Genomic DNA, 18,126 nt, shown 5'->3' with positions numbered 1-18,126 from the left:
TATCGAAATTGCATAATAAATATTTATTCAATTACATACTTACACCAATTACTTTTATACCATTAACAAATTCAAGGTTTTTAATTTGTTTTGTTAATTTTTCAATATTAGTGTGCTCGGCATCTATTTCTAACGAAATAATTATAGTTGCTCGAGCATTAATTGGTACTGTTTGGTGGATAGTAAGTACACTACATTTTTCATCATTGACTATTCGTAATATTTTACCTAAAATTCCAGGAATATCATCAACGTCTATTGATAATGACAAAATAGACTGTCTTTGAATATCTTGAATTGGGAAAATAGTATCTTTATACTTATAAAAAGCACTTCTACTTAAATCAAATCTCTTTGATGCTTCTAAAATAGATAGTTTCGGGTTTTCTTCAAGAGCTTTTTTCATAATCAATGTTTTTTTTACTGCTTCAGGTAATACATCTTCTCTGATTATATAATATACTTTTTCTTTATCCATAGTTTTGCCCCTATTCTACAAATTCAAACTCACCTTTTAGAATCTTAACTGTATCGCCATTTTTACATCCACGTTCATGCAGTGCATCATCTACTCCCATAGAACGCATTTGTTGCGCGAATCTTCTTACAGACGCATCACGATTAAAGTCTGTCATTAAGAATGCACGTTCGATACCTGGTCCACTTACTACATAAGCACCTGTATCATCTCTTGTAATCTTGAATGTTTCATCTTTTGGTTTATGTTTATAAAGAACTCTATTTTCCATACTTTCTTCTTCAGTATCAAGTTCATAAAGCATATTAGGATCCGTAGAATCTAATATATCACTTATTTTATAAAGTAGATTATCTACATTTGTTCTAGTAAATGCTGAAATTTCTACGATATCAACTTCTTCACCATCAGCTGCTAATTTAGATTTAAACTTTTCTAGATTTTCTTGTGCTGCTGGAATATCCATTTTATTAGCGACTACAATTTGTGGACGTTCTAATAAACGCATATTATATTCACCTAGTTCTTGATTAATAATTTTATAATCTTCATAAGGATCACGACCATCAGTTGCTGACATATCTACTACATGAACTATTACTTTAGTTCTTTCTATATGACGTAAAAACTGATGTCCTAACCCTACACCTTGACTAGCACCTTCGATAAGTCCTGGAAGGTCGGCCATAACAAAACTACGATGATCTTTTGTTTCAACTACTCCTAAATTAGGAGCTAATGTTGTAAAATGATAGTCTGCAATTTTTGGTTTAGCTTTTGAAGTTATTGATAGTAATGTTGATTTCCCTACTGATGGGAATCCTACTAAACCAACATCGGCCATAAGCTTAAGCTCAAGAGTAAGATTACGTTCTTCTCCTGGTTCACCATTTTCTGCGATTTCTGGAGCTGGATTTGATGGTGTTGCGAAACGACAGTTACCACGTCCACCACGTCCTCCGCGTGCTACTATTACTTCTTGTTCATGTTCTACAAGGTCAGCAAGTACTTCTCCTGTATCAGTATCACGGATAACAGTTCCTGGTGGTACTTTTAGATATAAATCTTTTGATTTACGTCCATGCATACCTTTACTCATTCCGTTTTCCCCATTTGGTGCAACGAATTTTTTCTGATAGCGATAGTCCATAAATGTTCTAAGCCCTTCGTCAACTATAAAAACAACGTTGGCTCCACGACCACCATCTCCTCCCGCAGGCCCACCTTTAGGAACATACTTTTCACGTCTAAACGCTACTAGACCATTCCCACCGTCACCTGAACGGACAAATATTTTTACCTCATCTAAAAACATACTATTCTCCTATATCTCTTTTTCTTTTATAATTTCTATTAAAAACTATTCCTAATCACTCTTTACAAGTATACATATCCCATTTATTATATCATAATTTTTTATGGAAAAATACTATTAAATAGTTTCAAAACAAAAAAATAACGGCTGCCTAGCAACCGCAATGTACTCCACAGGCAGGACTCGAACCTGCGACCCTCTGATTAACAGTCAGATGCTACTACCAACTGAGCTACTGTGGAAAAATATCTAAAATAAAAAAATGGAGCGGGTGATGAGAATCGAACTCACAACATCAGTTTGGAAGACTGAGGTTTTACCACTAAACTACACCCGCATTTGAAATTTTATTTAATTGTTATCTTGTTATGTTTAATATTATATTACAACTATTATGCTTTGTCAATATTTTTTTCATTTTCTTTCAGATTTTTAAAAATTATTAATAAACAAAAAGCCTTAAATATTTATACTTTAAGGTTTTTCTAACTTTATTATTTAGTTTCTCTGCTCAAGGATACCTGTTAGTTTTGCTAATTGGTACTTACTCATGTTCAACTCTGTTAAACGTTTATTTGCTAACTCATAAAACTCTTTCATAAATGTTTGACCTTCTTTCACTATTTTGGTATAATTTATTCAAGTATTTCCAGGAAATTAAATTCTACTACTAAACCTTTTCTATGAAATACTTAATATTTTAGAAAGGAACTAAGCTATGAGCAATTCAAATAAGCTATTTTATTATCCAGATAATCTAGTTTCACTAAGAAAACAAATAGAAATAGCACTTGAACCAGTTGTAAAGCAACAAGAAATAATCAATCAAGCTATTCAAATCTTAAATAAACCACTTGTTAGCAATTTAACCAAGCTAAGAGAAACTATTAACGCTTATTACAGTGAACCTCTTAAAATTGCAAACCGAGAACTTAAAAAACTGTACTCTACTAATACGTTTGAGCCACAACAAAAGTTAATTTCCGAAGTACTAAAAGATTTAAGGTTTAATATCCCAGCTGAAACACTAACTCGTGAATTTTCAATACTACAAGAAACTATCGTGATCTCTAAACCATATTTATCTAATGATATTCAAGAAGAAATTGAATTAGGGTTTGAAAATCAGATAAAAGAAAATAATAAAATTCTTAACAATCCTTTTTTGAATAAAGAAGTTATTTTAAAACTAGTATTGAATAATAACTTAAATTTAATATTTTCTTTAATGGCATTAGTTATTCAGTATTATTCAAACGATAAACTTTATATCCTTATAAGTAGCGCTTTCGCATTAATATACTCTTATATACTAAATCAGCATAATATGAAGTAGATATAAATGAATAATTGTTATGTAAGATTATTATCTCTGTTCTTTCCTCCTTTCCTCTCTTAGATATTTTTTATGTTGTAATTACCTCAAAGGAAATTAAATTGTGATTATATTCAAGATTTACTATTAGTAATTGAAGTTGTTACAACATACAACCAAAGTTTTACACTATCTAGTCATGTAAACGAGTTATCTTATTACACATTTAATGAATTACAATACCATATGTATCAATAAAAAGCGGTTTCCCTTTACTAATATGAACCAAATATGGACTATGATATGAGTACTTTGGACTTGAGTTTCCAAGATTATGAATTTCTAAATTCAGTAAGCCCAGAGAAAGTGTGGACTAAAACAACTAATATTTGTACAGAATTAGGTATCAAAACCCTTAGTGGTTTAGTTCAAATATCTTCACAAGTCTTTTCTCTAATCATTTAAGTCTTAATTAACTTATTTTTTGCTGTTGAATTTATTTCAGCATCATCAACAATAGCTTCAATAGTGAGTTTATCATGCCCAGATGAATTAATTTTTAATTTAAAACCAATCAATTTATCTATTTTTTATCATCTAAATAATATTGATTATTATCTTTTATAATAAATTTCATAAATATTCTTTCTCTAATTAATTTATAATCAAGTTAAACTTTATTGGTTAATTAAAAAATATCGTTAGGGCTGATTTTTAATACCTCACATAGTTTTTAAAAATCAAACCAATTTATATTTTGCCCATTTCCTTTTTCCAAATTGACACTATATAGTATGATATTTTCCTAGCCTATCAGCTAGTTTTCTTTGTATTAATCCAGAGTTTACTCTGGCTACTTTTAACGTGAGTTTTAATGTCACTTTATTTCTTCCTCTCTCAAGTTATTAATTTAAGTACAACTCAACTTAAACTTGATGGCAAGAATTTTTTAAAGAAAAACTTGATCTTTTCTTTTTTTATTGAAAAAGTTCAAATTTAAGTTTATAATAATGCTTAAGAAAGGGATTTTTATTATGTTAAATATAGATGAAAAAGAAATTCAAAAAATCTTTTCTGATAATCTAAGATACTATTTAAAATTAAATAATAAAACTCAACTTGATTTAGCAAATGCTATTGGTGTTAGTAATACGACCATAAACAATTATGTTGAAGGATACAACACGCCACGAATGGATAAAGTTGATAAAATTTGTAATTATCTTAGAATAACAAAAAGTGGTTTACTAGAAGATAAATCAAAACAAAAAGAAATCGATATAGCAAACATGGTTAATGATCTAAAGGATAATCTAAATAGTAGCCAAGCCTTAATGTATAGCGGAGAGCTAATGGACGACATAACAAAAGAGTTAGTTCTCGCTTCAATTGAACAAGCAGCAAGAATAGCGATGGCTCGACATAAGTCAGAAAATGACGGTTAAAGATGTTTATCGCTCCTTAGTAAAGGAGTTTGGAACAACTAATCCATTTAACATCGCTAGACAATTAGGAATAACAGTACTATCTAACGATTTAGGAACAAATAATAAGCTATATCATACATTAGAAATCAATAACGAAATATACCTCTATAATACACATAAATAACAACTTATCTTGATTCTGACAAATGATATACCTTGGCTCATGAATTAGGACATTTTATTTTGCACAGAGGCTCTTACTTATATTTCCTTAGGCGTATCAAGGTAAGAAATAGAAGATGACGTATTCGCAAGCTATTTTATAGTGTCAGATAAAGAAACAAAAGAAATAAACAATATAACTTACATATCGGAATCATTTAAGATTGATTATAGAATATGTGAAGAAAGAATTAAATATATTTAAAGGAGAATTAATTATGGAAAAATTTACAGAACAAATTAAACTGCTATCAGAGAGGACTGCTAAATTAAAAGATACACTAAATACAGAAGAAGCGACTAAAACAGCACTAGTGATGCCCTTTTTCCAACTATTAGGTTATGATGTATTTAATCCTTTAGAATTTTCACCAGAATTTATTGCTGATGTAGGAATTAAAAAAGGAGAAAAAGTTGATTATGCTATTTTACAGGGTACCGAACCTGTTATTTTAATAGAGTGCAAATCAGTTAATGAAAAATTAGATAATCATGATTCACAATTATTTAGATATTTCGGGACTACCGCATCTAAATTTGGGATATTAACAAACGGTTTAGAATATCGATTCTACACTGATTTAGATGAACAAAATAAAATGGACAGTACTCCATTTTTACAATTTAACATAAACGAGTTAAAAGATAACCATATTGTAGAAATTTTTAAATTTACAAAAGAAAATTTCGAGGTTTCTAAGATTTCAAAAACCGCATATGAATTAAAATACGTAAATTCACTAAAAAATTATTTAAACCAACAATGGAATGAGCCTTCAGAAACATTTATTAAATATTTACTAAACGAGATATATGATGGGGTAAAAACTAAACAAGTTATAGAACGTTTCACCCCTATTGTCAAAAAAACGTTTCGTATTTTTATAACAGATCAGGTTAATAGTAAACTGAGTGCGGCACTAAATACAACTGTTAATGATAAACACGATGACCATGAGGTTGACGAAGTTATTATTGAAGATGATGGAATTGTAACCACTCCAGAAGAACTTGAGGCGTATGCCATTACTAAAGTATTGTTAAATGATGTGGTAGATAATAATAGAATATTCTATCGTGATAATCAAACATATTTTAACATCTTACTAGATGATAACATAAGAAAATGGATAGTAAGAATATATCTTAATCGAAGTAAGAAATATATAGTGTTAAACAATGGTAAAAAAGAAAAAATAGAAATTTCTACACCTATGGATTTAACTAAATATAAAGATGAATTAATAAATATAGTTAATCCATTTTTATAATTATTAATTTGAGGAAATTGAAGCAGGAAAAGAGTAAATATTTATTAATTTCTTTAATATATACTAAAATGGTAAAAAATGATTAAACAATACAATAAAAAAAATCACAAAAAATACTATATATTTCAAATTACAACATAGTCAAATGCAAAACAAAAAGCCTTAAACGTTTATACTTTAAGGCTTTTCAAACTTTATTATTTAGTTTCTCTGTGTAAAGTCACTTTTTTTAATCTTGGACAGTATTTTTTAAGTTCAATACGGTCTGGATTATTTCTTTTGTTCTTTTTAGTAATGTAGTTTCTATCACCACATTCAGTACAAGCTAATGTTACATTTACGCGCATTAATATAACCTCCTATAAAATTCAATCTTAACAACTTTTTCATACAACAAAATATATTTTAACATAACTTACTTAATATTTCCAGTATAAAATGTTAATTTTCATAATTTTTTTTAGAAAATCATATCAAATGTTTTTTACTCCCCAAAAACTTTATAATAATCTTGTTTGAATTTTTCAATACCGATATCAGTAAGGGGATGTTTAATCATTTGTTTTATTACACTGTAAGGCACTGTTGCTATATCACATCCTATTTTTGCACATTCTACTACATGAATAGGATTTCTAACACTTGCTGCGATAATTTCAGAATCAATATCGTTGTTAGAGAATATTTCTACGATTTCTTCAATTAAAATTAATCCATTATGTGAAATATCATCTAAACGTCCTAAAAATGGTGAAACATAAGTAGCACCAGCACGAGCAGCAAGTAAGGCTTGGTTCGCACTAAAGATAAGTGTAACATTCGTTTTAATTCCTTCTTGTTTTAAAATCTTAACAGCACGTAATCCATCTTCAGTCATAGGAATTTTTACAACCATGTTTGGATGAATTTTAGCGATTTCTCTAGCTTCTTCTACCATATCTTTCCAGCAAGTAGTCGTTGCTTTTACTTCACCACTTATTGGTCCATCAACTATTTCTGTGATTTCTTTAATAACTTCTTTAAAATCACGACCTTCTTTTGCTATAAGTGATGGATTAGTTGTTACCCCGCAAATCACCCCAAGGTCGTTAGCTAACTTAATGTCATCCACATTAGCAGTATCTATAAAAAATTTCATTATATAATCCCCTCTCGATTCTTTGTCTTTATTTTATCATAACACATCAGAAAAACGATTTCAATTTTTTATTTACTTACAGAAAATATTTCTTTTCTAGCTATCATCATATTTGTTTTTTGAAAAAATATATGGTAGAATAACACTATATTTTAGGAGGCAAATGATGAAGAAATTTTTAGAAAAAGTACCTTATTTAATTTTTTCTTTCTTTTTATTTATAATACTCCCTCTATGTTCTTATTTTATATCTAATAAATCAGGAATGATAATTTTACTTCTTATATTTATGTATCCTATTGTTAGTTTTGTAATATCATTTCTATATGCGTATAATAAAAAGGACTTTAGTTACTTATTTTCATTTATTATAGGTTTCTTCTACTTAATATCTTGTTTAATTATTTTGAACTTTGATATTCTTATCTATGGACTTGGTTATGTATTCTTTAGTTTGTGTGGACAAGGTATTGGTTTTTTAGCAAATGAACTCCGTAAAAATAAAAAAAGTACTAAATAGGGTTTAAAAAAACGGACTGATGAAAACTCATCTAGTCCGGTTTTTATTATATTTCATATCCCAATAATATTCCACCTTCTTCTCCATAAAAACTACAGATTCCAGAAGCGGGTACTACGATAAATTCTATATTTTCAAATTTTTCTTTTAATTTTTCTTCTATTTTTTCACAAATATTTGTATTATTTCTATGAGTAATTACAGCTCTTCCACCTTTATACCCAGCTTTAATCATTTCGTCTACTACAGTAGAAACAGCTTTTTTCTCTCCACGAACTTTGTGTAGTAAATGCAATGTCCCCTTACTACTTGCTTCTCCTACCATACGCATATTTAGTAATCCTACTACCGCAGCCGCAAGTTTATTTAAGCGACCATTTTTCACTAAATTATCTACTTTTTCTAATACAAAAATAAGTTTTGAGTTCTCCCAATATTTTGTTATTGTAGCAACTACTTCGTCAAAAGATAATCCTTCTTTAATCAGTTCATTTATTTTAAGGAGCAGTAAGTCATTTTGCCCACCTGCTGAAAGAGTATTAATAATATGTATATTAACATTATTATTTTCTTCTTTTATCATTTTTTCTGCTATAACTGCACTATTATAACTTCCAGACATCCCACCAGTCAAAGTCAAAACTATTACATTCTCTGCTCCTCTATAAGCTGATAAGTAAGCTTCCGGACTAGGACACGCTGATCTAGCCGGTTCTGAACTAGCGTATACTTCTTCCATCATTTTATCAATATCTAAATCCAAATTATCTACAAAAACTTTGTCCTCTACTTGAAGAGAAAACGGTACTCTTTCATAAGCAACATTTTCAGCTTTATTAGGGATTTCCCTAAAATCACATGCAGTATCTACAACTATTTTCCACTTCATTTTTTATTCTCCTCTTTTTACCTATTATATTATTTTAGATCATCTGCTAATTCTAATGTCTGCTCATATAACCTTACAGTTGCACATGCTGATTTTATAACAATAGGTATTTCATCAGTATCCTCACCGTTCATACAAGCTACAAAATTATTATACATTATTTCTGATTTATTATTTTTTGTAAGCATTGTTAATGTTTTGCTTATTTCTTGAATTGAGAAAACATTTTTCAAATATGTAATAACTATTAATCTGGCCAATTGGCGTCGACTATATTTTTTCTTTATGGGTTTATCCACATAATGATTTTTAACATAATTGTTAATCATAGCTGATGTTAAACCTTTATCATTTTTCAGCATTATTGGACTATGTAATTTATTAACATACTCTAGTACTTGGTCTAAATATAAATCTATTTCGGGTAGTTCTGACCATTTTGGATATTCTCTTACCAAATTTCCTCCACCTCTTTATCTAGTTTTCACAATTACATTATATTGTTTTTTAAACTAATAGTCAAGAAAAATAAAACTTTTCCACAAGATTTCTCTTATGAAAAAGTTTTTTATTATACTAATTGTTTTTTTATATTTTTCTTCATATACATATAATATACTAGAACTCCCAGTGCATATGTCCCTAAACCTATTATCCACCCTATCCAAAGACCATCTATGCCTATACCTTTCTTAAACACTAAAAAGTACGCTACTGGTATACTTACTAAATAATAACCGATAAACATCGTTACGCATATAGGTACAACTTTTTTATAGCCACGAAGAACTCCAGCCAAAGCTGATGCAAAAGAATCACAAATTGCAAAACCTATCGCATATAATAATAAATGTGCTGTTAAAGATATAACATCTAAATCCTTACTATACAGATAAGGAATATTAGCATCGAATATCCAAACAATCAGTCCTGCTAAAAATGCAAAAATCATTCCCATTATTACTCCAAGAATTGTATAACGGCGTGCCATTTTATAATTTTTTGCCCCTACATGATAGGCTACTATTATCGTAACAGTATTTGCTACACTCACTGGTAAACTATATAAAAAACCTGAGAAATTCAATGCTGCCTGATGTGAGGCTATAATTGTCGTATCAAAACGCGATACCATTAGAGATAAAGTAGAAAATACTACAGTTTCTAGCGCTGTGGCTATAGCTATCGGTACTCCTAGCTTAAATATTTCTCCCCAATGTGAGAATTTAATTCCTTCTTTTTCAAAAATCTTATATTTATTAATTTTTGGGTGCTTTAGTGTTAAAAATAAAGCTATGAAGAATAGTACCATATAAGTCAACGATACCGCCATACCATTACCTGCTCCACCAAGCTCCGGCATACCTAGCTTACCAAAGATAAAACCATAAGCTAATAAAACATTCACAGGTACAGAAATTACCATCATTATCATAGATAATCCAGTAAGTCCAAGGCTGTCCATAAAAGCTCTAAGTACAACATATAAAAATATCGGTAAAACTCCTATACTTTCGTAAAATAAGTATTTTTTTGTAACCCTAGCTATGTTTTCATCCATGCCTAACCCATTAACTATGGGCTCTGCTAAAGTATTTAATCCTATAATAAGTATGATACTAATAAAAACTGCAATATATAAAAACTGACGAACTTTCGTTGGGATTTCTTGTTCTCGCCCTTTCCCCATCAATTGTGATACTATTGGAACTATTGCAAGAACTATAGAATTTAGGGTATACATTACAGGATTCCAAATATTAAAACCCATGCTAACTCCTGCAAGGTCAGTAGGACTGTAATGACCAGCCATAAAGGTTCCTATCATAGATGATGAATAAGAGATTATTTGATATATTAGAACTGGAAATAGTAACTTCACAAAAATTTTAGACTGTTCTTTTATATTCTTACCTTGATACATAGTTCCTCCTTATTTTATTTACACTTTTATATCATTGTATATCCAGTTATAATTTATTTTCCATAAAAAAAATCCAAAAGTACATACTTTTAGATATCATCGATTTATAAAATAATATGCAACTGAGACTTGAATAGATTAGAAAACCGTTAGTTTAATCGACAACTCAACCTTGACAAAAACTTACACCCACAATGACATTACTTAATGCTGCTTCCTTCCGGACCTGACATGGTTCATAAGTATTGCGTCGTAAGATGCCTTAGTCTCAACATTACGTGTTAAACCCGACATTCCCTAGTCTACCCGCATCTCAGTATTCAGCCTTGCTAAAGCGGATTGCAAGTACAGGGCACCGCTAACTCCCCACCTAGCATTTCTTAATTATAGCAAATAAAAAATTAAAAATCAAGAGCTTTACAAAAAAGGTTATAGCTATAAAATATATCTCCTTAGTTACTTTTATCAATCTCTCACTATTTACTCTAATGTATTAATTTATCCAAGTCATCTATGTTTAAAATACAGTCTTTCTCATTAATGACTAAACAAGGTATCCCTATTTGCATACTCCCTTGAATTCCTTCAAATGCTTTATATGTATCTCTAACGTATAAAAATTGTTTCAAATTTTTTAGCGAAGATAATATTTCTACCTCTTCATAGTCTATTTCTAATTCTGTCAATTTTTCTTTAAACGGCGCTGTATCTGGACAACTCTGTGCATAATATAAAATATTTTTCATAAAGTATTTATCCTCTCTATCATATTTATTTAAATCCTTATATTTTAATTTTATCATAAAATAAAAATAAGCTCTATAATTTAGTATAGAACTTACCTTTTTCTTTGTATTTTTACCCTTTTTATTGAATCAGAAAAAACTGATGCTAAAAGTATCCCCATCGCAATAGCTCCCGCTTGTAGCAAGGTTTCTATACCTACTTTAAATGCTACATTGTAATTTTTTGTAACTAAATTTTGCATAGTATTGTACATCCCATACCCAGGAACGAGAGGAATTATTCCAGTATATATAAAGATTGTCGCTGGCATACGAAGTATTTTAGAAGTACTCGTCGAAAGAATCCCTACACATAAGGCACCAAAAAAACTTCCAATTACAACATCTGTTAATAATTTAACTATTACATATACCAACCATCCGGCTGCTCCTATTAATGAACAGCTCAATAGTGATTTTTTAGGTGCATTAAAAAATATTGCAAATGCAAATGTTACAACAAATCCTGCAATAAATTGTATATAAATATTATATTCCATGGTTTACTCCTTTACACTATTTTTAATCCCATAACTACGCCTAATGCTATTGCAATCGATACAAAAATAGCTGATTGCACCCCTATTATTCCAGATAAATAATCCCCCGCCATAAAATCACGGACTGAATTGGTAATCTGTACCCCAGGAACAAGTGGCATAAGGCTTACGATAATTATACTAACCGGATTATGTATAAGAAAGAATTTAGCAAGTGTCATTACTAGTACTGTAGAAATAAATGCCCCTAAAAAATTTGCTAGGAAATATATTACTTTATATCTTCCAATAAATAGTAAAAATGCGGTTTCTACAGCCATAACTACAAAAGAAACTATACTATCTTTAAACGTTCCTCCGAACATAATGGCAAAAAATGGTGCTGATATAGTCAATGCAGATAATACTGCTAAATTAGAATACCTAGTTTTATTTTTTATATCTTTCATTTTTCTAAAGGCATAATCTAGAGAACATCCACCCATAACCATTTTTCTCGATAAGTCATTTAATAATGAAATTTTTTCAAGATTTCTATCTCCTAAAAATACTCTTCTCATTGCTGTATAAGTCGTATCATCATATACAAATGATACAATTACAAAATTATAGGTAACTAGAATATTTGGAGCTTTTATATTCCCAAACGATTTATAAATTCTATTTACTGTATCTTCTACTCGATACACTTCTGCACCATAAAACAACATACTTTTAGCAATCTTCACACTAAAATTTAAAAGTTTTTTTGCATCCTGTTCACTTTGCAATAACTGAAACATTCCTTACCTCCTTCTCTATTCATTGATGCTTCTATTTTAAGTCGATGATTTCTTTTATTTTTTTAGCTTTTTTATGTAATTCAATAACTTTTTCTTTTGTTACTTCTTTAGCTTTCTCCAGCTGAGATAAGATATAATTAACTTTATCCAACTCTTGTTTTTGTTTTTTTATGAATAAATCATTTTTTTCTTTTGATAAAAATTTACCAAAATTTTTTTCATCTTCTGTTAAAGACATCTGTCCGCTAGTTGCCACTATAATCTCATAAATATGTCCTTCTTCTTCTATAATATTCTCTGCAGTAATAGTATAACCTAAATCTTGCAATTTTTCACGGACAAATCTTTCTCCTAGATTTGGTTGTAATATTAAATTTGGTCTATTAATTAATTTATCTTTCCCTTTTTCCAAAATATCAGCAATTAGTTTTCCACCCATACCACAAATAGTAATTACTTCTATATTATCGGCAAGCTCAATTGCATCTAACCCTGCAGCTTTTCTACATTCAATAATTCTTGATAGTCCTTCTTCTTCTACATTCTTTATAGAAACTTTATGTGGCCCTTCCACTATTTCCCCAGCAATAGCAAAGTTAATCTTATTTTCTTTTACTAGATAAATTGGCAAATAGGCGTGATCACTTCCTATATCAGCCAAACGCTTATCTTTTACATAGCTCGCTACCAATTTTAATCTCTTATTTATCGCTAACATTTTCATCCTCCTATCTTATATACTATTAATCTAAAAAGTCTTTACTAAAACTTGTCGTAATTATTGTTTTTTTCTTTTTAGAATCAAATTCTTCAAAATTTGTAATAATAGTATCTCCAAATTCACTTTTTAATTTTTTTGATAATTTTCTTAATTTTTCTTCTCCTTTATAGTCCTTAGAATCAAAAATATCAAGTTGAACTTTTAGTTCTTTCTCTTTTTTTATATCATTTAACGACACTCCTAAAAGTCTAACACCTTTAGAAAAATCATAATGTTCTAACAATAATTCCCATGCATATGTAAAAATTTTGTCAGGTTGATTAATATATTCTGGAATCTTCTTTGATCTTGTTATACTTTTAAAATCATTAAATTTTATCATAATAGATATATTATTTCCAACGTAATCCCTTGTCTGTGCTCGAGCGCTAACTTTTTTACTCAATTTTTTTATTTCGTTCAAAATATCATCTTCTTCTATAATATCTTGGGCAAAGGTTTTAGAATTACCAATAGATTTTCTTTCTACTGTATATTTTAATCCTCTATTATCTTCTCCGTTAGCGCGTTGTTTAAGTCTTAATCCCTGAATTCCCAAAACACTATGTAATATGACCTCATTAGCATTTGCCACATCACCTATAGTATTAATACCTAGTTTTTTTAGCTTTTTAGTTGCTGATTTCCCACAACCGTTCATCTCACCTACATCTAGATTCCAAAGAATATCTTTATAATTATTTTTATTAATAATTGTAAAACCGAGAGGTTTCTTGAAGTCTGAACCCATTTTTGCAAAAAATTTATTAAACGAGACCCCAACACTTGAAGGCATGCCTAATTGTTTATAAATTCTTCTTTGGATAGTTGCTATTACTTTTACAGGTTCTGGAAAATCACTTAAATCAATATATGCTTCGTCAACGGAAATAACTTCTACTTTTTCTGTATATTGGCGAACTAAATCAAAAATTCTCTTTGATTCTTCTTGATATTTTACCATATCAGGCTTAAGTATTTTTATATTCGGACACAGTTTCCTTGCATCTCCAACACGCATAGTTGATTTTACACCTTTATCTCTAGCTTCATAATTAGCTGTTACAACAATTCCATGACGTGTTTTGATTTCTCCAGCAATAGCTAAAGGTTTCCCTTTTAATTCTGGATCATATTTTTCTTCTACACTAGCATAAAAACAATTCATATCAATATGCGCTATTACCTTTGACATCACTACCCCCCCTATTTTTATAATATATTAAGAGCAGGATATTTATATAGCAACTTGCACTACACTATACTCCCGCTCTTATATTTAGTAATTTTAAATCAGTGTAAAATTAACAATTATAATAGGTTTTCTCTTTGTATTATCATATAATAAACTTGATAACATACTTCTAACTTCAGCTTTTATAGCTGCACACTCTCTGATACTCTTAATAGGGTTATTTTCTATATACTCTATTATTTTCTCTTCAGCTTCTTTTATAAGCTCCATACTCTTCTTAACATATACAAAACCTTTTGTTTGAATGCATGGACGACCCACCAGAATTTTTTCTTTCCTACTTATAGCATATGAAGCTACAAAAATTCCATCATTTGATAAAAGTTTTCTATCTTTAAGAACACTATCTTCAACATCGCCAATTCCACGACCATCTACTAATATATTACCTACTGTAACGTTATTAGGTATTACTTTTGCTTTATTTCCACTAATTTCTAGTGTAGTACCTTTTGCTAGAATATGAATATTGTTAGCCGCTACTCCTGTTTCTGCTGCGATTTCAGCATGTTTACGTAGATTTCTGAATTCTCCTTGAACTGGGACAAAGAACTTCGGCATAAGCATATTTAACATCATCTTCAATTCTTCACGAGTAGCATGGCTCGCAGCGTGAAGACGTTTTGATGCTGTTACTACATGTGCACCAAGTTTAACAAGAAGATTCAATGTTTGGAACAACATTACTTCCATGTTAGGCGATGGTGTCGCTGCAATCATAATAGTGTCCCCTGATTCTATTTGAATACCTTTAATATTCTTCTCAGCAATATTCTTCATAGCCTCGATTGGTTCTCCTTGATCACCAGAAGATAGAATACAAATTTCATTTTGTGGATAATTACCAAGCTCATCTACTGTAATTAAGTTTTCATCTTCTATTGCCAAGTAATTCATATTTCTCGCAGTATTAATAGAGTCTTCTATCGCTTCTCCTAGTAATAAAAGTTTTCTATTTTGTCCTAATGCTGCACGAACTATATGTGAAATTGTTAAGAAATTTGAAGCATAACAAGTTACGATTATGCGTTTATTCGCTTGATAAAATGCATTATCAATTTGCTCAGCTGCTTCATTTTCAGGTACATTATAGCCTTTCATATTAGCGTTGCTAGAGTCACTAAGTAAAGCTAATACACCTTTTTTCCCTAATGTACTAATTTTAACAATATCAGATTTATATTCTTTACTTACAGATTGGTCAAACTTAAATTCTCCAGTATAAACAATATTACCTTGTGATGTTTCTATACAAATACCAAGTGAATCAGGCATAGAGTATGTTGTTTTGAAAAAAGTAATACTCGCATTATTAAAATCATATTTATTATTTTCTTTTACATAGTAAAACTTAATACGACGTTTAATTCCTAAATGTTTTAAATGATTTTTTAATAAATCAATAGTTAATTTAGACCCATAAACTGGACATTTAAGTTTATCTATTATATATGGTACAGCCCCCATAGAACTTACGTGCCCATTTGATAGGAATATCCCTTTTACTTTTTGTTTATTACGAACTAAATAACTAATATCTGGAATTACTGCATCAATCCCTATCATCTCTGTTTCAGGGAACATAAGACCTGCATCAAGCACAAAGATTTCATCAGCTATTTCTATCATATACATATTTTTAGCTACTTCATCTACTCCCCCTAGAGGTGTAATACGAATTTTAGGAATTAGTTTTTTAGCCTTATTCTCTCTTGAATTTACTTCCTTTTGTATATTACTTTGATTTTTTTCTATTTTTATATTCTTTTTATTTATGGAATTATTATTTCTCTTTTGATGAGTTTTTTGTTTATTATTAACATTTTTACTTACTTGGATATTCTTTGCAATACTAATATTATTACTCATTATTTCCTCCTTGTTTAATCATACTTTTTACCGGTTCAAAATCTCTTCTGTGGATTGGGGTAATACCGTATGCCTTTAACCCTTCCAAATGCTTTTTCGTTCCATATCCTGCATTATTTTCAAAATCATAGTGTGGATATTTCTTTGCATATTCTTTCATTAATCTATCACGATATACTTTCGCTATAACTGAAGCCGCTGCAATAGAAACACTCTTTTCATCACCTTTTACCATACTAAAGTTAGGTATTGGATAGTTTTCAAAAGGCATCGCATCAATTAATAAAAAATCTGGTCTTACTTTTAATTGTTCTACTGCACGTTGCATCGCAATACGTGCGGCATTATAAATATTATATCTTTCAATTTCTTCATTGCTTACTTCACAAATAGCGTAAGCCACTGCTTCTTCTTTTATTTTTTCAAAAAGTTCTTCACGCTTTTTCTCTGATAATTTTTTTGAATCATTTAATCCTTCGAAATAACTACCTTGTTTTAAAATTACCGCTGCAGCAACGACTGGACCTGCTAATGGGCCACGTCCTACTTCATCAATACCACAGATGTATTTACATCCTTTATTATAACATTTATTTTCATAAAATGATTTTTTTTCGTACTCTTTTTTATAAAAAAGTTTTTTTTCTTGTTTTTTATCAAAACTTACCAGCAATTTTTGAACACCACTTCTCTCATCATTTCGTAGCTGTTCTAAAATTTCTTCATTTGGATTATCTTGTGATAAAATTTCTTTTACTTCATTAATTTTCATCACTAACCTCTTCATTTATCATATCATTATAGTTATCTAATGTAATTAGCCCAAACTTTTGTGTTCTAAAATCTTGAATAAGAAGTTTTATTGTTGAATCATAATCATAATCTCCACCAATTTTTTTGAAACGTTTATTTGCAATTTTTTCCATTATAAAGACATTCTCATCATCAGCAGTAACGTCTATTTTATACAGATTATTCATATTTTCTAAATAACTTTGTTTCAACAATTCTATTAAATATAAGCTCACATCATCAAGTGGCGTAATATCATCTTTTATAGAGCCAATTAGACTTAATTTCTTACCAATTTCTTGATTATCGAACTTCGGCATAAGAATACCTGGGGTATCTAAAAGTTCTATATCTTTATTAAGTTTTAACCACTGTTGTTTTTTTGTAACACCTGGTTTATTGGCGGTATTTGCTACATTTTTTTTAATTAATTTGTTTATAAAGGTTGACTTACCAACATTTGGTACGCCAATAACCATTGAACGTATAGCTCGTGGTTTTATTCCTTTAGCCACTTGTCTTGCAATCTTTTCTGCAAGCTCTTCTTTTGCTTTATCGATAACTTTATTTAAATTATTGCTATTTTTGGCATCTGTATAAACTACTGTATAACCTTTTTTCTCAAAATAATTCTTCCATTTAGCTGTTTCTGTTCGATCACATAAGTCTATTTTATTAAAAATAATTATCTTCTTTTTATCTTTTACTACTTCATCTAAATACATATTATGAGAAGATAATGGGCAACGAGCATCTACTAATTCAAAAACTATATCTACTAATTTTAACTTTTCTTTTACTTCTCTTGTTGCTTTTGCCATATGTCCAGGAAACCATTGAATTACCATGAAATTTTATCTCCTTTAAATTTACTTTATTTGTTT

At 29.5% G+C, this 18,126-nt stretch carries 20 protein-coding genes, 2 tRNA genes and 1 other RNA gene; 5 read left to right on the top strand and 18 right to left on the bottom strand.

All coding sequences use genetic code 11. The annotated features are described in order from the left end of the window. Positions 1-31: 31 nt before the first annotated feature. From O3802_RS05450 to O3802_RS05435, 4 genes are all read right to left on the bottom strand, one after another. A complete protein-coding gene (locus O3802_RS05450) occupies positions 32-478 on the bottom strand; it encodes an ACT domain-containing protein (RefSeq protein WP_111742867.1) in 447 nt (148 codons plus the stop codon). A gap of 10 nt (positions 479-488) precedes the next feature. Further along, complete coding sequence (obgE, locus tag O3802_RS05445; protein ID WP_371458634.1) at positions 489-1,793, bottom strand: GTPase ObgE; 1,305 nt, start codon at positions 1,791-1,793, stop codon at positions 489-491. Positions 1,794-1,961: 168 nt separating this feature from the next. After that, positions 1,962-2,035 (bottom strand) — tRNA-Asn (locus O3802_RS05440). Between the two features lie 21 nt (positions 2,036-2,056). After that, a tRNA-Gly gene (locus tag O3802_RS05435) sits at positions 2,057-2,130 on the bottom strand. A 381-nt stretch (positions 2,131-2,511) separates the two neighbouring features. On the opposite strand from O3802_RS05435, the gene O3802_RS05430 reads away from it, so the two are divergent. The 4 genes from O3802_RS05430 (at position 2,512) to O3802_RS05415 (ending at position 6,028) form a co-directional block, all read left to right on the top strand. After that, positions 2,512-3,129 (top strand): hypothetical protein, encoded by a 618-nt coding sequence (locus O3802_RS05430; protein ID WP_371458633.1) that lies wholly within the window; start codon positions 2,512-2,514, stop codon positions 3,127-3,129. Positions 3,130-4,142: 1,013 nt separating this feature from the next. Beyond that, entirely contained in the window at positions 4,143-4,553 is a 411-nt protein-coding gene (locus tag O3802_RS05425; protein ID WP_371458632.1) for a helix-turn-helix domain-containing protein, read from the top strand. Then, on the top strand, positions 4,543-4,719 hold the full coding sequence (locus tag O3802_RS05420; RefSeq protein ID WP_371458631.1) for a hypothetical protein: 177 nt from the start codon (positions 4,543-4,545) through the stop codon (positions 4,717-4,719). Before O3802_RS05425 ends, O3802_RS05420 begins: the two co-directional genes overlap by 11 nt. Positions 4,720-4,975: 256 nt before the next feature. Then, complete coding sequence (locus O3802_RS05415) at positions 4,976-6,028, top strand: type I restriction endonuclease (RefSeq protein WP_371458630.1); 1,053 nt, start codon at positions 4,976-4,978, stop codon at positions 6,026-6,028. 197 nt (positions 6,029-6,225) lie between these two features. On the opposite strand, the gene rpmG is transcribed toward O3802_RS05415, so the two are convergent. Then, a complete protein-coding gene (gene rpmG, locus O3802_RS05410) occupies positions 6,226-6,375 on the bottom strand; it encodes a 50S ribosomal protein L33 (RefSeq protein WP_003145675.1) in 150 nt (49 codons plus the stop codon). A gap of 137 nt (positions 6,376-6,512) precedes the next feature. Next, positions 6,513-7,166 (bottom strand): fructose-6-phosphate aldolase, encoded by a 654-nt coding sequence (gene fsa / locus O3802_RS05405; protein ID WP_371458629.1) that lies wholly within the window; start codon positions 7,164-7,166, stop codon positions 6,513-6,515. A 166-nt stretch (positions 7,167-7,332) separates the two neighbouring features. Here fsa and O3802_RS05400 point away from each other — a divergent pair, with 166 nt between their 5' ends. After that, the gene (locus O3802_RS05400; protein ID WP_004632884.1) at positions 7,333-7,686 is read left to right on the top strand and encodes a hypothetical protein; all 354 of its coding nucleotides are present in this window, start codon (positions 7,333-7,335) and stop codon (positions 7,684-7,686) included. 46 nt (positions 7,687-7,732) lie between these two features. On the opposite strand, the gene O3802_RS05395 is transcribed toward O3802_RS05400, so the two are convergent. The 12 genes from O3802_RS05395 to ylqF form a co-directional block, all read right to left on the bottom strand. Continuing rightward, a complete protein-coding gene (locus O3802_RS05395) occupies positions 7,733-8,575 on the bottom strand; it encodes a DegV family protein (RefSeq protein WP_371458628.1) in 843 nt (280 codons plus the stop codon). Between the two features lie 29 nt (positions 8,576-8,604). Then, the gene (locus tag O3802_RS05390) at positions 8,605-9,033 is read right to left on the bottom strand and encodes a DUF1836 domain-containing protein (protein ID WP_281666002.1); all 429 of its coding nucleotides are present in this window, start codon (positions 9,031-9,033) and stop codon (positions 8,605-8,607) included. A 113-nt stretch (positions 9,034-9,146) separates the two neighbouring features. Further along, the gene (locus O3802_RS05385; protein ID WP_371458627.1) at positions 9,147-10,499 is read right to left on the bottom strand and encodes an MATE family efflux transporter; all 1,353 of its coding nucleotides are present in this window, start codon (positions 10,497-10,499) and stop codon (positions 9,147-9,149) included. A gap of 114 nt (positions 10,500-10,613) precedes the next feature. Beyond that, positions 10,614-10,878, bottom strand: an RNA gene (gene ffs, locus O3802_RS05380) — signal recognition particle sRNA large type. 106 nt (positions 10,879-10,984) lie between these two features. Then, complete coding sequence (locus tag O3802_RS05375; RefSeq protein WP_371458626.1) at positions 10,985-11,245, bottom strand: hypothetical protein; 261 nt, start codon at positions 11,243-11,245, stop codon at positions 10,985-10,987. A gap of 92 nt (positions 11,246-11,337) precedes the next feature. Continuing rightward, on the bottom strand, positions 11,338-11,784 hold the full coding sequence (locus O3802_RS05370) for a threonine/serine exporter family protein (RefSeq protein ID WP_371458625.1): 447 nt from the start codon (positions 11,782-11,784) through the stop codon (positions 11,338-11,340). Positions 11,785-11,795: 11 nt separating this feature from the next. Continuing rightward, positions 11,796-12,566, bottom strand: a complete 771-nt coding sequence (locus O3802_RS05365) for a threonine/serine exporter family protein (protein ID WP_276766770.1) — start codon at positions 12,564-12,566, stop codon at positions 11,796-11,798. A 31-nt stretch (positions 12,567-12,597) separates the two neighbouring features. Continuing rightward, positions 12,598-13,284 (bottom strand): tRNA (adenine(22)-N(1))-methyltransferase, encoded by a 687-nt coding sequence (locus O3802_RS05360; protein ID WP_371458624.1) that lies wholly within the window; start codon positions 13,282-13,284, stop codon positions 12,598-12,600. A gap of 25 nt (positions 13,285-13,309) precedes the next feature. Next, the gene (locus tag O3802_RS05355) at positions 13,310-14,521 is read right to left on the bottom strand and encodes a DNA polymerase IV (RefSeq protein ID WP_371458623.1); all 1,212 of its coding nucleotides are present in this window, start codon (positions 14,519-14,521) and stop codon (positions 13,310-13,312) included. Positions 14,522-14,614: 93 nt separating this feature from the next. Then, complete coding sequence (locus tag O3802_RS05350) at positions 14,615-16,450, bottom strand: ribonuclease J (protein WP_371458622.1); 1,836 nt, start codon at positions 16,448-16,450, stop codon at positions 14,615-14,617. Continuing rightward, on the bottom strand, positions 16,443-17,222 hold the full coding sequence (locus O3802_RS05345) for a ribonuclease HII (protein WP_371458621.1): 780 nt from the start codon (positions 17,220-17,222) through the stop codon (positions 16,443-16,445). Before O3802_RS05345 ends, O3802_RS05350 begins: the two co-directional genes overlap by 8 nt. After that, a complete protein-coding gene (gene ylqF / locus O3802_RS05340; RefSeq protein WP_371458620.1) occupies positions 17,212-18,090 on the bottom strand; it encodes a ribosome biogenesis GTPase YlqF in 879 nt (292 codons plus the stop codon). Before ylqF ends, O3802_RS05345 begins: the two co-directional genes overlap by 11 nt. Positions 18,091-18,126 lie beyond the last annotated feature (36 nt).

This window comes from Gemella sp. 27098_8_92 (genome assembly GCF_041433685.1).
GTDB lineage: Bacteria > Bacillota > Bacilli > Staphylococcales > Gemellaceae > Gemella.
The sequence above is the reverse complement of the archived record's forward strand: the minus strand, read 5'-3'. Positions and strand labels throughout refer to the sequence as shown.

Excerpts from the sequence above, each read along its gene's own strand:
- O3802_RS05345 (WP_371458621.1), bottom strand. The coding sequence starts at position 17,222 with ATGAAAATTAATGAAGTAAAAGAAATTTTATCACAAGATAATCCAAAT.
- O3802_RS05365 (WP_276766770.1), bottom strand. The coding sequence starts at position 12,566 with ATGTTTCAGTTATTGCAAAGTGAACAGGATGCAAAAAAACTTTTAAAT.
- rpmG (WP_003145675.1), bottom strand. The coding sequence starts at position 6,375 with ATGCGCGTAAATGTAACATTAGCTTGTACTGAATGTGGTGATAGAAAC.
- O3802_RS05385 (WP_371458627.1), bottom strand. The coding sequence starts at position 10,499 with ATGTATCAAGGTAAGAATATAAAAGAACAGTCTAAAATTTTTGTGAAG.
- fsa (WP_371458629.1), bottom strand. The coding sequence starts at position 7,166 with ATGAAATTTTTTATAGATACTGCTAATGTGGATGACATTAAGTTAGCT.
- O3802_RS05430 (WP_371458633.1), top strand. The coding sequence starts at position 2,512 with ATGAGCAATTCAAATAAGCTATTTTATTATCCAGATAATCTAGTTTCA.
- ylqF (WP_371458620.1), bottom strand. The coding sequence starts at position 18,090 with ATGGTAATTCAATGGTTTCCTGGACATATGGCAAAAGCAACAAGAGAA.
- O3802_RS05350 (WP_371458622.1), bottom strand. The coding sequence starts at position 16,450 with ATGAGTAATAATATTAGTATTGCAAAGAATATCCAAGTAAGTAAAAAT.
- O3802_RS05400 (WP_004632884.1), top strand. The coding sequence starts at position 7,333 with ATGAAGAAATTTTTAGAAAAAGTACCTTATTTAATTTTTTCTTTCTTT.
- O3802_RS05425 (WP_371458632.1), top strand. The coding sequence starts at position 4,143 with ATGTTAAATATAGATGAAAAAGAAATTCAAAAAATCTTTTCTGATAAT.
- O3802_RS05355 (WP_371458623.1), bottom strand. The coding sequence starts at position 14,521 with ATGTCAAAGGTAATAGCGCATATTGATATGAATTGTTTTTATGCTAGT.
- obgE (WP_371458634.1), bottom strand. The coding sequence starts at position 1,793 with ATGTTTTTAGATGAGGTAAAAATATTTGTCCGTTCAGGTGACGGTGGG.
- O3802_RS05370 (WP_371458625.1), bottom strand. The coding sequence starts at position 11,784 with ATGGAATATAATATTTATATACAATTTATTGCAGGATTTGTTGTAACA.
- O3802_RS05415 (WP_371458630.1), top strand. The coding sequence starts at position 4,976 with ATGGAAAAATTTACAGAACAAATTAAACTGCTATCAGAGAGGACTGCT.
- O3802_RS05360 (WP_371458624.1), bottom strand. The coding sequence starts at position 13,284 with ATGTTAGCGATAAATAAGAGATTAAAATTGGTAGCGAGCTATGTAAAA.
- O3802_RS05420 (WP_371458631.1), top strand. The coding sequence starts at position 4,543 with ATGACGGTTAAAGATGTTTATCGCTCCTTAGTAAAGGAGTTTGGAACA.
- O3802_RS05375 (WP_371458626.1), bottom strand. The coding sequence starts at position 11,245 with ATGAAAAATATTTTATATTATGCACAGAGTTGTCCAGATACAGCGCCG.
- O3802_RS05395 (WP_371458628.1), bottom strand. The coding sequence starts at position 8,575 with ATGAAGTGGAAAATAGTTGTAGATACTGCATGTGATTTTAGGGAAATC.
- O3802_RS05450 (WP_111742867.1), bottom strand. The coding sequence starts at position 478 with ATGGATAAAGAAAAAGTATATTATATAATCAGAGAAGATGTATTACCT.